The organism is Pseudomonas sp. B2M1-30 (genome assembly GCF_025447575.1).
GTDB classification, from domain to species: Bacteria; Pseudomonadota; Gammaproteobacteria; order Pseudomonadales; family Pseudomonadaceae; genus Aquipseudomonas; species Aquipseudomonas botevensis.
Map to the genome: position 1 here is coordinate 420,794 of NZ_JAOEJT010000001.1, position 12,249 is coordinate 433,042.

The window sequence follows — 12,249 nt, forward strand, 5'->3', positions numbered from 1 at the left end:
CTCTGCCCACGGGAACTCCTCGCCACGGGATTTCCGCGGGCCTGCTTCGGCTGCCTGCCGTCGCCGCGCGCTAAAAATCTGACGTCAAAAAACAAATTCAGCTTAAAAGTCTTACAGCTCTGAGGCTAAACTTCCGTCATCCAAATCCCTGTGCCTCCGAGCCCCGCGAGCCGGTTTGAGCTGACATGATCCGCACCCACGAAATTCGCCCGGACCTGGACGAGGGAGTCGACCGCAAGGTACTCAGCCAGCTACGCGCACGCTTTCTCAAACTCAATGACGGCCGCCTGAGCCGGGCGCTGGAAGGCTTGTCGACGCGCCAGCAAAGTGTGCTGACGCTGCTGCCGCTGTTTTTTCACGTCAATCACCCGCTGCTGCCCGGCTACGTCTCCGGCAGCACGCCGGCCGGGCTGTCGAATTACGAACCGGACGCCGACGCCCTCGCCGAAGCCCAGCGCCTGACCCGTTCGTTTTCCTACAAGCCGCGCCACGGCAGCAATCCGCCGCGACCGATTCACGGACTGTTCCTGATGGGCAGCCTCGGCACCCTGGCCCAGGCTGACCAGAGCGACATGGACGTGTGGGTCTGCCACGCCCCGGACCTGAGCGACAGCGAGCTCGCCGAGCTGCGCAAGAAATGCCAGTTGCTCGAAACCTGGGCCGCCAGCCAGGGCGCCGAGGCGCATTTTTTCCTGATCGATCCGGCGCGCTTCGTCAAAGGTGAACGCGACACCCAGCTCAGCTCCGAAGACTGCGGCACCACCCAGCATTACCTGCTGCTGGACGAGTTCTACCGCACCGCGATCTGGCTCGCCGGGCGCACGCCGATCTGGTGGCTGGTGCCGGTCTATGAGGAAAGCGCCTACGACCAGTACACCCACACGCTGATTTCCAAGCGGTTCATCCGCAACGATGAAACCCTCGATCTCGGGCACCTGGCGCATATTCCGCCGGGCGAGTTCATCGGCGCTGGTCTGTGGCAGTTGTTCAAGGGCATCGAGTCGCCCTACAAGTCGGTGCTCAAACTGCTGCTGATCGAGGTCTACGCCAGCGAGCACCCGCAGGTGCAGTGCCTCAGTCTGCGCTACAAGCGGGCGGTGTTCGCCAATCAACTGGATCTGGATGAACTGGATCCGTACATGGTGGTTTACCGGCGCATCGAGGAATACCTCACCGCCCGCAAGGAGCCGGAACGCCTGGAGCTGGTGCGGCGGGCGCTGTACCTGAAGGTCAACCGCAAGCTCACCGGCAACTCCCGCACCCAGAGCTGGCAGCGCTCGCTGCTGGAGCGGCTGGCTCAGGAATGGCACTGGGATCAGCGACAACTGGCGCTGCTCGACAGCCGCAGCCAGTGGAAAGTCCGCCAGGTCAGCGCCGAACGGCGGGCGCTGGTCAATGAACTGAATTACAGCTACCGCTTCCTGACCCAGTTCGCCCGCACCGAACAGACCGTCAGCCTGATCAACAAACGTGACCTCAATGTCCTCGGACGGCGGCTGTACGCCGCGTTCGAGCGCAAGGCCGACAAGGTCGAGTTCATCAACCCCGGCATCGCCCCCGACCTGGCCGAAGACACCCTGACCCTGGTGCAGTCGCCGAACAAAAAGGAGCCGGGGCAAAGTCAGTGGGGCCTGTACAACGGCAGTCTGACCGCGCTGGAGTGGGAGCATTTCGCGCCGATCAAGCGCAGCCGCCAGTTGCTCGAACTGCTGACCTGGTGCCACCGCAACGGCGTGATCGACAGCAGCACCCGCCTGGCCCTGCACCCCGGCGCCAGCGATTTGAGCGAGTTCGAGTTGTTCAACCTGCTCGGCAGCCTGCAACAGAGCATCACCCTGCCCTTGCCCACGATTGCCGAAGAACCGTTGCTGCGCGCCAGCGTGCCGAGCGAAGTGCTGATTCTGGTGAACGTCGGCGTCGACCCGCTCAAGCATCACCGCGACCTGAACATCCTGATGACCACCGAGCGCACCGACTCCCTGAGCTACGCCGGGGTCCGCGAAAACCTGGTGCTGACCCTCGATCAGGTCACGCTCAACAGCTGGAACGAAGTGCTGGTCAACCGTTTCGACGGCCCCCACGCGCTGCTCGACTGCCTGCGCGACTACCTCAACAACCTGCCGCGTGGCCCTCGACAGCCAACGCTGCGGGTGCGCTGTTTCTGCCACAACCGGGCGCAATTCATCGCCCGGCGCGTCGAGGAAGTCATCGATACCGCGCAAAACCTGCTGCTCAGCGAACTCAATCACCGCTACTTGATTCAGGTGCAGCAGCATTATCACGTACTGGAACTGGTGCCGGGACAGGTCAACCACGTCGCCCTCGCCACGCTGCCGGCGCTGCTCGATTACCTTGGCGAAGAACAACCGCGCTACAGCCCGCTGCACCTGGACCCGATGGCGCTGGAGGATCACGACCTCGCGCTGATCCTGCCGATGGGGCAGCCCGAATGCATTCAAGTGTTCTACCGGATCAGCGAGCAGCAGGCCGAGCTGTACGTGCTCGATGAATTCAACGCGCTGTGGCAGCAGCACTTGCCGTACCACGACGAACAGAGCCTGTTGGTACCGTTGCAACGCTTCCTGCAATCGATCCAGTACCGTCGCGAAGCGTTGCTGCCGATGGACGCAGGTCAGTCGGCCAACCTCGAAATTTTGTATTACCAGCTGTTGCCATCAGGCCCGGGACGGGCACGGCGGGTCGAAGCGCGGCCGGCGCCACAGACCCCGGTCAACAAACCGTTCTACGACGTGCAGGCGATCATCGGCAAAGCTGCACCGGGACAAGTGCAAGTCACCTTGTATTGCAATCAGCGGGAATTCAGCGAACTGGAACATGGCGACCAACTGTTCAGCGTGGTCGCCCGGGAAATCGTCGAGCAGCGCCGCGAGACCGAACGCTATCGCTGCTACATCACCGACCTGGACCTGTCAGGCCTGCTCGGTGATGGTCAGAGTTCAAGCAATCTGTATCTGCGCTACAAGACGGACCTGGAGCGCGCCCTGAACGAGGCGCTCGAACAGGTCTGAGACGGGGTCAGACCGGGTATTCGCCGCCATCGGCCGGCTGCGATTCAACTTCCAGCAAGGTCAGCTTCAGGGTCTTGCCGCCCGGTGCCGGCCAGTCGATGTGTTGCCCGACCTTCAAGCCCAGCAGTGCACTGCCGACCGGCGCCAGGATCGAGACTTTGCCTTCGTCGGCGTTGGCGTGCCTGGGATAGACCAGCGTCAGGTGATAGTCCTTGCCGCTGCCTTCCTCGCGGCAATGCACGCGGGAGTTCATCGTCACGACATCGGCGGGCACTTCATTGTGGCCGACCAGGGTATCGGCGCGATCCAGTTCGGTTTGCAGCTCATCAACGCCGCGCGTGCCTTCAGGCAATCTGTCGATCAGCTGCTCCAGACGTTGCACGTCCAGACGGGTAAGGGTGATGGAAGGTGCGGTCATGATCCGGGCAGACTCCTTTCTTCTGCACAAAAAAAGCAAAACCCCGCCAAAAAAAGACGGGGTTCTTACCTGGCCTCGATGGGTTGAGGCGTGTTCGGACACTATCACAGCTCAAAAAATATACAAGCGGCCGCCCGGCAGCCCGCAATCGCTAGCGAGCGGCCTCGCGACGCTCCGAGGCTTCGGCGCAGATCACCCGGCGGCGCGCATCGTCCGCCGAGCGCCATTCGCGAATATCCTCGACATGCCGCATACAGCCCAGGCAGACCTTCTGCTCGTCCAGCCGGCACACGCCGGTACACGGCGACGGCACGGCCGGGCTGACATTGCTGTAAAGCGGCTTCGGCGGGCGAACGGGAGCGGCCTGGGTCACGGAATCACAGGCCTTCGAAATCGAATTCGGCGCCGGCCTGCTGCCGGACGATACGCTCGAGCATCTCACCCAGTTGCTCCTCGCTCTTGTCGCACATCCAGCGTTCGCTTTCTTCGTCGTAGTCGAAGTGGAAACCGCCGGACACCGCCGCCAGCCACAGCTGACGCAGCGGTTCCTGGCGACTGAAGATCAGCTGGGTGCCGTTCTCGAACTTGACGGTCAGCACACCGGCGGAGTTCTCCATGTCGATGTCCAGGTCGCTTTCGTCGAAGATGTCTTCCAGTTTTTCCTGGGTTTCATCGACCAGATCGTGGAAACGGGCTTCGGACAAACTCATTGCGGCAACCTCAAAAATGTCTGATCGGGCTCAAGCGCCGCAAGATACGAGCGCTGGCGGCCGAATGCAAAGAATAACGACCAGACACCCGTCCCGATACCCGAAGGATTGATGCGGATCGGGGCAAGCCCCGCCAGACGGGAGTCCCGTCGCATAGGCAAGCTGCCGGGTGGCCGGTATACTCCGGCGCAATTAACGCATTTTCAAGGATTTCGCCATGAAGCGCCTGATCTCTTCCCTTGCTGCGCTCGTCGCGGTTGCCTGTCTCGTTTCGGCCTGCGGTCAGAAAGGCCCGCTGTACCTGCCCGATGAAGATCAGGACCCGGCCGAACAAGCCAAGTCGTCGCAACACCAGCCTGCCTCCAAAGCACACAAACACGACGTCTACTAAGGGATCGCCATGGACGCTTTTAACTACCGTGGCGGGGAGCTGTTCGCGGAAGGTGTGGCGCTGTCCGCCATCGCCGATCGCTTCGGCACACCGACCTACGTCTACTCCCGCGCGCACATCGAAGCCCAGTACCTGGCCTACGCCGATGCGCTGGCCGGCATGCCGCACCTGGTCTGCTTCGCGGTCAAGGCCAACTCCAATCTCGGCGTTCTGAATGTCCTGGCCCGTCTCGGCGCCGGTTTCGACATCGTCTCCCGTGGTGAACTGGAACGCGTTCTCGCCGCTGGCGGTAGCGCCGACAAGATCGTGTTCTCCGGCGTCGGCAAGACCCGTGACGACATGCGTCGTGCCCTGGAAGTCGGCGTGCATTGCTTCAACGTCGAGTCCACCGACGAGCTGGAGCGCCTGCAAGTGGTGGCCGCCGAGCTGGGCGTTCGCGCGCCGGTCTCGCTGCGCGTCAACCCGGACGTCGATGCCGGCACCCACCCGTACATTTCCACCGGCCTGAAAGAAAACAAGTTCGGCATCGCCATTGCCGACGCCGAAGACGTGTACGTGCGCGCCGCGCATCTGCCGAACCTGGAAGTGGTCGGCGTCGACTGCCACATCGGTTCGCAGCTGACCACCCTGCCGCCGTTCCTCGATGCCCTCGACCGTCTGCTCGACCTGGTCGACCGCCTCGGCGATTGCGGCATCCACCTGCGCCACATCGACCTTGGTGGTGGCCTGGGCGTGCGTTATCGCGATGAAGAGCCGCCATTGGCCGCCGACTACATCAAGGCTGTGCGCGAGCGTCTGGTCGGTCGCGATCTGGCGCTGGTGTTCGAGCCGGGCCGCTTCATCGTCGCCAACGCCGGCGTGCTGTTGACCCAGGTCGAATACCTCAAGCACACCGAACACAAGGATTTCGCCATCGTCGACGCGGCGATGAACGACCTGATCCGCCCGGCGCTGTACCAGGCCTGGATGGACGTCACCGCCGTCAAGCCGCGCGACACCGCCGCACGCAAGTACGACATCGTCGGCCCGATCTGCGAAACCGGTGACTTCCTGGCCAAGGAACGTGAACTGGCCCTGGAAGAAGGCGACCTGCTGGCCGTGCATTCGGCCGGTGCCTACGGTTTCGTGATGAGCTCCAACTACAACACCCGTGGCCGTGCCGCCGAGGTGCTGGTAGACGGTGACCAGGTATTTGAAGTGCGCCGCCGCGAAACCGTGGCCGAGCTGTTTGCCGGCGAAAGCCTGCTGCCGGAGTAACCCCATGCTGCTGCGTTTTACCAAAATGCACGGCCTGGGCAACGACTTCATGGTCCTCGACCTAGTCAGCCAGCACGCGCACATTCAGCCCAAGCACGCCAAGCAATGGGGCGACCGGCACACCGGTATCGGTTTCGACCAGTTGCTGATCGTCGAGGCGCCGAGCAATCCGGACGTGGATTTCCGCTACCGGATCTTCAACTCCGATGGCTCGGAAGTGGAGCAGTGCGGCAACGGTGCCCGCTGCTTCGCCCGCTTCGTGCTCGACAAGCGCCTGACCGCCAAGCGCGTGATCCGCGTCGAGACCAAGGGCGGCATCATCGAACTGGACGTGCGTAACGACGGCCAGATCGGCGTGAACATGGGCGCCCCGCGCCTGGTGCCGGCGGACATTCCGTTCGAAGCACCGGCGCAGGCGACCAGCTATGCGCTGGACGTCGACGGCACGCATGTCGAGTTGGCGGCGGTATCGATGGGCAACCCCCACGCCGTGCTGCGGGTGGAAGACATCAACAACGCACCGGTGCATGAACTGGGGCCGAAGATCGAACACCATCCGCGCTTCCCGGCGCGGGTCAACGTCGGTTTCCTCCAGGTCATCGACCGCAACCGCGCGCAGTTGCGCGTCTGGGAGCGCGGTGCCGGGGAAACCCAGGCCTGCGGCACCGGCGCCTGCGCGGCGGCCGTCGCGGCGATCAGTCAGGGGTGGATGGATTCACCGCTGTTGATCGACCTGCCGGGCGGGCGCCTGTCCATCGAGTGGGCAGGCCCCGGCCAACCGGTCTTGATGACGGGTCCGGCAGTGCGCGTTTATGAAGGACAAGTGCGTCTTTGAGTGAGCAGAAGCCATGACCGATAAGCCTCAGGTACCCGCCCGACAGTCCGACGAATCAGCGTCCGAGAGCCTGGAGGCGGCAGCGGTTGCCGCGTACCTGGAGGCTCATCCGGACTTCTTCGTCGAGCACGAAGAACTGCTGCCGGCAATGCGCATTCCCCACCGACGCGGAGACACCGTGTCGCTGGTCGAACGCCAAATGACCATCCTGCGCGACCGCAATATCGAGATGCGCCACCGCCTCTCGCAATTGATGGACGTCGCCCGGGACAACGACCGCCTGTTCGACAAGACCCGCCGCCTGATCCTCGCGCTGATGGACGCCACCAGCCTCGAAGACGTGGTGATCGCCGTCGAGGACAGCCTGCGCCAGGATTTCCAGGTGCCCTTCGTCAGCCTGATCCTGCTGGGTGACAACCCGGCGCCGGTCGGCCGCTGGGTGACCCACGCCGATGCACAAACCGCCATTGGCGGCCTGCTCACCGAAGGCAAGAGCGTCAGCGGCAGCCTGCGTGAACATGAGCTGGACTTCCTGTTCGGCGAAGAACAGCGCAAGCAGATCGGCTCCACCGCCGTGGTTGCGGTCAGCCATCAGGGCATCCACGGGATCCTCGCCATCGCCAGCCGCGACCCGCAGCATTACAAGAGTTCGGTCGGAACCCTGTTCCTCAGCTACATCGCCGAAGTCATGGGCCGCGTGCTGCCACGGGTCAACAGTTCCCTGCGCTCGGTACGCTGAGCATGGAACGGCAACTGGACGCTTACTGCGAACACCTGCGCAGTGAGCGGCAGGTGTCGCCGCATACGTTGTCGGCCTATCGCCGTGACCTGGATAAAGTCGTCGGCTGGTGCATCAAACAGAACATCGGTAGCTGGCAGGCCCTGGATATCCAGCGCCTGCGCAGCCTGGTGGCGCGCCTGCATGCCCAGGGCCAGTCTTCGCGCAGCCTCGCGCGCCTGCTCTCGGCGGTGCGCGGGCTCTATCACTACCTCAATCGCGAAGGCCTCTGCGACCACGATCCGGCCACTGGCCTGGCGCCGCCGAAAGGCGAACGCCGGCTGCCGAAAACCCTCGACACCGACCGCGCCCTGCAACTGCTTGAAGGTGCTGTCGAGGACGACTTCCTCGCCCGCCGCGATCAGGCAATCCTCGAGCTGTTCTATTCCTCCGGCCTGCGCCTGTCGGAATTGACCGGGCTCAATCTCGATCAGCTCGACCTCGCCGACGGCATGGTCCAGGTGCTCGGCAAAGGCAGCAAGACCCGCCTGCTGCCGGTCGGCACCAAGGCCCGCGAAGCACTGGAGCAATGGTTGCCGCTGCGGGCGCTGACCAATCCGGCGGACGACGCGGTGTTCGTCAGCCAGCAAGGCCGGCGCCTCGGCCCACGGGCCATTCAGGTACGGGTGAAACTGGCCGGCGAGCGCGAGCTGGGGCAGAACCTGCACCCGCACATGTTGCGGCACTCCTTCGCCAGCCACTTGCTGGAATCCTCGCAGGATCTGCGTGCGGTGCAGGAGTTGCTCGGCCACTCGGACATCAAGACCACCCAGATCTACACCCACCTGGACTTCCAGCACCTGGCGGCGGTCTACGACAGCGCCCATCCACGGGCCAAACGCACGAAAGGCGACGATTCATGAGCATCCAGTTGATCACCTTCGACCTCGACGACACCCTCTGGGACACAGCCCCGGTGATCGTCAGCGCCGAAGCGGTTTTGCGTGAATGGCTGGGCGAGCATGCGCCAGACCTGGGCGCGGTGCCGGTGGAACATTTGTGGGCCATCCGCGAACGGGTACTGACTAGCGAACCGGGGCTCAAACACCGCATCAGTGCGCTGCGCCGACGGGTGTTGTTCCATGCGTTGGAGGAAGCGGGATACGCCCACGGCGAGGCGACGGACCTGGCGGACAAGAGTTTTGAAGTGTTCCTGCACGCACGGCATCAGATCGAGGTGTTTCCCGAGGTCGAACCGGTGCTGGAAATCCTCGCCAACCACTACGCCCTCGGCGTGGTCACCAACGGCAATGCCGATGTGCGCCGCCTGGGGCTGGCCGACTATTTCAAGTTTGCCCTGTGCGCCGAAGACATCGGCATCGCCAAACCGGACGCCCGGCTGTTCCACGAAGCCCTGCAGCGTGGCGGTGTGAGTGCCGAAGCGGCGGTGCATATCGGCGATCACCCAGGGGATGACATTGCCGGCGCGCAGCAGGCGGGATTGCGCGCGGTGTGGTTCAACCCGGCGGGCAAGGTCTGGGAGGCCGAGCGCCTGCCGGATGCGGAGATTCGCAGTCTGACCGAGTTGCCGGCCGTGCTCGCCCGCTGGAACGCCACCTCCGCCTGACAAAAATCGCCCCGGACCTTTTGTTTCAGGCATGAAAAAGCCCGCAGCGACGGCGGGCTTTTTCAGCAAGCAAGCGGCACGCCTCAGATAGGGCGGCTACCGTACTTGTTGTCCGGCTTCTTGGGCGGATCGGCGACCACGTTGGCCTCCACTTCCTGCACCTTGCCGCCACGCGAAAGGAAATCTTCCATGGCCTTGGCCAGGGCGTCACGCTCCTTCTGCTTGGCTTCCATGCTCGGCATTTCGTCTACCGATACCGCAGCCTTGGACTTGCCTTTGGCGGCCGGAGCCGGGGCATCGCTGTCGCTATCGCCGCCGTCATCTTCAGCGCCGTCGTCAGCTGCCGCTTCCAGGCCCTCATCACCCTCGTCTTCGTCGCCTACTTCGAGGTCGTCGTTTTCCAGATCATCGTCGCTCATGTTCTACCTCATGACTTGCGAAAAGCAGATTAGTTATAGACCAGCTTTGGCGACTATCGAAAGTCGCCGGAAAAAATCATTCGCCGCTGCTGACCAGCGGTGATGCCCCTTCACCGTGCAAGGTGGCGAGGACTTTACGGGCACCGCCATGATCACGGTGCTCGCCCAGGTAAACGCCTTGCCAGGTTCCCAGTGCCAGACGGCCTGCCGATACCGGCAAACTGATCTGGCAGCCAAGCACGCTGGCCTTGAAGTGCGCCGGGAGGTCGTCCAGGCCTTCGTCGTTATGCTCATAGCCGTCTGCTCCTTGTGGGATCAGACGATTGAAAAATCGTTCGAAGTCGCGACGTACCGCCGGATCGGCGTTCTCGTTGATGGTCAACGACGCCGAGGTGTGCTGCAGCCACAGATGCAACAGACCGACCCGGCATGCCTTGAGTTCAGGCAGGCCGGCGAGTAACTCGTCCGTTACCAGATGAAAGCCCCGGGGCCGTGCCCGCAGGGTTATCAGAGTCTGTTGCCACATACAGTTCTCCGCACGTTCGGGGCGCATTCTAGCGCGCTCAGGGAAAAAACAAAGACCCTAATATTCCCGCAATCGCGTAAGCCATTGGCCGCAGAAAAACCCTCGTCGTAAACGCGACCAAAGCAGTACGAAAAATCCTTTCAGCCTCTCCCTGAATGACAAATCGCAGGCAAAAAAATGCCCGGCGTACCGGGCAAGTTTTTTCGGTGCGCGTACTTACAGGTTGTAGCCGCGCTCGTTGTGTTGTGCCAGGTCCAGACCCACCGATTCTTCCTCGTCGGTCACCCGCAGACCCATCACGGCGTCCAGCACCTTGAGGATGATGAAGGTGGCGATCGCGGTGTAGATCACGGTGAAGCCGACACCCTTGATCTGAATCCAGACTTGCGCACCGATGTCGGTGACGGTGCCGAAGCCGCCCAGGGACGGTGCTGCGAACACACCGGTCAGGATCGCGCCGAGGATACCGCCGATACCGTGCACGCCGAAGGCGTCGAGGGAGTCGTCGTAACCCATTTTGCGTTTCAGGGTGGTGGCGCAGAAGAAGCACACCACGCCCGCCGCCAGACCGATCACCAGTGCGCCCATCGGGCCTACGGTGCCGGCCGCCGGAGTGATTGCCACCAGGCCCGCCACCACACCCGAGGCGATGCCCAGTGCGCTTGGTTTGCCGTGGGTGATCCACTCGGCGAACATCCAGCCCAGCGCCGCCGCAGCGGTTGCGATCTGGGTCACCAGCATCGCCATGCCGGCGGTGCCGTTGGCCGCCGCAGCGGAACCGGCGTTGAAGCCGAACCAGCCGATCCACAGCATCGCGGCGCCCATCAGGGTGTAACCGAGGTTGTGCGGAGCCATCGGCGTGGTCGGGAAGCCTTTACGCTTGCCCAGCACCAGGCAGGCCACCAGACCGGCGATACCGGCGTTGATGTGCACCACGGTGCCGCCCGCGAAGTCGAGCACGCCCCAGTCCCACAGCAGGCCGCCGTTGCCGGACCAGACCATGTGCGCGATCGGCGCATAGACCACGGTGAACCAGATCCCCATGAAGACCAGCATCGCGGAGAACTTCATCCGCTCGGCGAACGCACCGACGATCAGCGCCGGGGTGATGATCGCGAAGGTCATCTGGAAGGTAATGAAGACTGCCTCGGGGAACAGCGCCGCCGGGCCGGTCAGACTCGCCGGAGTGACGCCGGCGAGGAACGCCTTGCCCATGCCGCCCACGAACGAGTTGAAGTTGACGACGCCCTGCTCCATGCCGGTGGTGTCGAACGCAATGCTGTAGCCATAAATGACCCACAGGACGCTGATCAGACCGGTAATGGCGAAGCACTGCATCATCACGGAAAGAATGTTTTTCGAACGGACCATACCGCCGTAGAACAGCGCAAGGCCGGGAATGGTCATGAACAGCACGAGGGCTGTGGAGGTGAGCATCCAGGCAGTGTCGCCGGAGTTCAGGACTGGAGCAGCCACTTCGTCTGCCGCCATGGCCAGGCCGGGCATTACGATAGACAACAGGGCTCCAAGCCCTGCGAATTTACGCAGAGTCATTTTGTTTTCTCCTGGGGCGTTGGGTTTGTGGCGGCTTAAATCGCGTCGGTATCGGTTTCGCCGGTACGGATGCGAATCGCCTGTTCCAGATTCACCACGAAGATCTTGCCGTCACCGATCTTGCCGGTGTTGGCAGCCTTGGTTATCGCCTCGATAACCCGGTCCAGATCCTTGTCGTCGATGGCAACGTCGATCTTCACCTTGGGCAGAAAATCGACCACGTATTCCGCGCCGCGATACAGCTCGGTGTGACCCTTCTGCCGACCGAAGCCTTTGACTTCAGTAACGGTAATGCCCTGCACGCCGATTTCGGACAGCGACTCGCGCACGTCGTCCAACTTGAACGGCTTGATGATGGCAGTGACTAGCTTCATGAAACTCTCTCCCGAATTGGTGGACTTGCCCCAGGAAAACAAACCCGACTCAAGTCTAAGCGCAGTGCCTGGCTTTGTAACGCTTCGTAGTGACGCCAGCTAACCGCATCCAGACGAAACTCCCCGCTCCGTCTGCCGCACTGCATCGTCACAGCGACTGCATCAGTGCATGGGTCACGAGGGTCTAAGCAGAAACCTTGCCATGTCAGGAAAACCCACTGATTTCAATCCCTTGGCCGTTACGGCTGATATCGTCGGGAAAACCGCGAACCAGATACGCACAACAACGGTGCGACCCTGTGCATTCCCTTGCGCGAAAAGCGTGCATCCGGGCCTGCGCAAATGACTTAGACAGCGCGTGATACACTGCCGGCCATTGTTTCCAGGACAT

Annotated in this window: 14 protein-coding genes; 7 read left to right on the forward strand and 7 right to left on the reverse strand. The window is 62.7% G+C overall.

Annotated features, from left to right (window positions below; genetic code table 11):
- The first annotated feature begins 185 nt into the window (after positions 1-185).
- Complete coding sequence (locus N8H74_RS01935; RefSeq protein ID WP_262146005.1) at positions 186-3,029, forward strand: class I adenylate cyclase; 2,844 nt, start codon at positions 186-188, stop codon at positions 3,027-3,029.
- A 7-nt stretch (positions 3,030-3,036) separates the two neighbouring features.
- Here N8H74_RS01935 and rnk read toward each other — a convergent pair whose 3' ends face one another.
- The 3 genes from rnk to cyaY all read right to left on the reverse strand — a co-directional run bounded on the left by rnk (position 3,037) and on the right by cyaY (position 4,157).
- Positions 3,037-3,447 (reverse strand): nucleoside diphosphate kinase regulator, encoded by a 411-nt coding sequence (gene rnk, locus N8H74_RS01940; protein ID WP_217829274.1) that lies wholly within the window; start codon positions 3,445-3,447, stop codon positions 3,037-3,039.
- Positions 3,448-3,598: 151 nt separating this feature from the next.
- Positions 3,599-3,820: a DUF1289 domain-containing protein gene (locus N8H74_RS01945; protein WP_217829273.1), complete on the reverse strand. Its 222-nt coding sequence runs from the start codon at positions 3,818-3,820 to the stop codon at positions 3,599-3,601.
- 4 nt (positions 3,821-3,824) lie between these two features.
- The gene (gene cyaY, locus N8H74_RS01950; protein WP_217829272.1) at positions 3,825-4,157 is read right to left on the reverse strand and encodes an iron donor protein CyaY; all 333 of its coding nucleotides are present in this window, start codon (positions 4,155-4,157) and stop codon (positions 3,825-3,827) included.
- A 217-nt stretch (positions 4,158-4,374) separates the two neighbouring features.
- Here cyaY and N8H74_RS01955 point away from each other — a divergent pair, with 217 nt between their 5' ends.
- The 6 genes from N8H74_RS01955 to N8H74_RS01980 are packed head-to-tail and all read left to right on the forward strand — an operon-like array spanning position 4,375 to position 8,985.
- Positions 4,375-4,548 carry a lipoprotein gene (locus N8H74_RS01955; protein WP_217829271.1) on the forward strand — a complete coding sequence of 58 codons (174 nt, stop codon included), beginning with the start codon at positions 4,375-4,377 and terminating at the stop codon, positions 4,546-4,548.
- A 9-nt stretch (positions 4,549-4,557) separates the two neighbouring features.
- Positions 4,558-5,805, forward strand: a complete 1,248-nt coding sequence (lysA, locus tag N8H74_RS01960) for a diaminopimelate decarboxylase (protein WP_262146006.1) — start codon at positions 4,558-4,560, stop codon at positions 5,803-5,805.
- 4 nt (positions 5,806-5,809) lie between these two features.
- Complete coding sequence (gene dapF, locus N8H74_RS01965; protein WP_217829269.1) at positions 5,810-6,640, forward strand: diaminopimelate epimerase; 831 nt, start codon at positions 5,810-5,812, stop codon at positions 6,638-6,640.
- A 13-nt stretch (positions 6,641-6,653) separates the two neighbouring features.
- Entirely contained in the window at positions 6,654-7,379 is a 726-nt protein-coding gene (locus N8H74_RS01970; protein ID WP_217829268.1) for a DUF484 family protein, read from the forward strand.
- 2 nt (positions 7,380-7,381) lie between these two features.
- On the forward strand, positions 7,382-8,281 hold the full coding sequence (gene xerC / locus N8H74_RS01975; protein WP_262146007.1) for a tyrosine recombinase XerC: 900 nt from the start codon (positions 7,382-7,384) through the stop codon (positions 8,279-8,281).
- Entirely contained in the window at positions 8,278-8,985 is a 708-nt protein-coding gene (locus N8H74_RS01980) for an HAD-IA family hydrolase (protein WP_262146009.1), read from the forward strand. The genes xerC and N8H74_RS01980 overlap by 4 nt, the downstream gene beginning before the upstream one ends.
- Positions 8,986-9,068: 83 nt before the next feature.
- Here N8H74_RS01980 and sutA read toward each other — a convergent pair whose 3' ends face one another.
- The 4 genes from sutA to glnK form a co-directional block, all read right to left on the reverse strand.
- Positions 9,069-9,404, reverse strand: coding sequence for a transcriptional regulator SutA (gene sutA / locus N8H74_RS01985; protein WP_217829265.1), 336 nt, complete (start codon positions 9,402-9,404; stop codon positions 9,069-9,071).
- Between the two features lie 76 nt (positions 9,405-9,480).
- Entirely contained in the window at positions 9,481-9,930 is a 450-nt protein-coding gene (locus tag N8H74_RS01990; RefSeq protein ID WP_217829264.1) for a secondary thiamine-phosphate synthase enzyme YjbQ, read from the reverse strand.
- Between the two features lie 216 nt (positions 9,931-10,146).
- Positions 10,147-11,484 carry an ammonium transporter gene (locus N8H74_RS01995; RefSeq protein WP_217829263.1) on the reverse strand — a complete coding sequence of 446 codons (1,338 nt, stop codon included), beginning with the start codon at positions 11,482-11,484 and terminating at the stop codon, positions 10,147-10,149.
- Between the two features lie 35 nt (positions 11,485-11,519).
- Positions 11,520-11,858 (reverse strand): P-II family nitrogen regulator, encoded by a 339-nt coding sequence (gene glnK, locus N8H74_RS02000; RefSeq protein ID WP_002555808.1) that lies wholly within the window; start codon positions 11,856-11,858, stop codon positions 11,520-11,522.
- Between the last annotated feature and the right edge of the window lie 391 nt (positions 11,859-12,249).

Excerpts from the sequence above, each read along its gene's own strand:
- N8H74_RS01995 (WP_217829263.1), bottom strand. The coding sequence starts at position 11,484 with ATGACTCTGCGTAAATTCGCAGGGCTTGGAGCCCTGTTGTCTATCGTA.
- N8H74_RS01980 (WP_262146009.1), top strand. The coding sequence starts at position 8,278 with ATGAGCATCCAGTTGATCACCTTCGACCTCGACGACACCCTCTGGGAC.
- sutA (WP_217829265.1), bottom strand. The coding sequence starts at position 9,404 with ATGAGCGACGATGATCTGGAAAACGACGACCTCGAAGTAGGCGACGAA.
- N8H74_RS01935 (WP_262146005.1), top strand. The coding sequence starts at position 186 with ATGATCCGCACCCACGAAATTCGCCCGGACCTGGACGAGGGAGTCGAC.
- cyaY (WP_217829272.1), bottom strand. The coding sequence starts at position 4,157 with ATGAGTTTGTCCGAAGCCCGTTTCCACGATCTGGTCGATGAAACCCAG.
- xerC (WP_262146007.1), top strand. The coding sequence starts at position 7,382 with ATGGAACGGCAACTGGACGCTTACTGCGAACACCTGCGCAGTGAGCGG.
- rnk (WP_217829274.1), bottom strand. The coding sequence starts at position 3,447 with ATGACCGCACCTTCCATCACCCTTACCCGTCTGGACGTGCAACGTCTG.
- N8H74_RS01955 (WP_217829271.1), top strand. The coding sequence starts at position 4,375 with ATGAAGCGCCTGATCTCTTCCCTTGCTGCGCTCGTCGCGGTTGCCTGT.
- glnK (WP_002555808.1), bottom strand. The coding sequence starts at position 11,858 with ATGAAGCTAGTCACTGCCATCATCAAGCCGTTCAAGTTGGACGACGTG.
- N8H74_RS01990 (WP_217829264.1), bottom strand. The coding sequence starts at position 9,930 with ATGTGGCAACAGACTCTGATAACCCTGCGGGCACGGCCCCGGGGCTTT.
- dapF (WP_217829269.1), top strand. The coding sequence starts at position 5,810 with ATGCTGCTGCGTTTTACCAAAATGCACGGCCTGGGCAACGACTTCATG.
- lysA (WP_262146006.1), top strand. The coding sequence starts at position 4,558 with ATGGACGCTTTTAACTACCGTGGCGGGGAGCTGTTCGCGGAAGGTGTG.
- N8H74_RS01970 (WP_217829268.1), top strand. The coding sequence starts at position 6,654 with ATGACCGATAAGCCTCAGGTACCCGCCCGACAGTCCGACGAATCAGCG.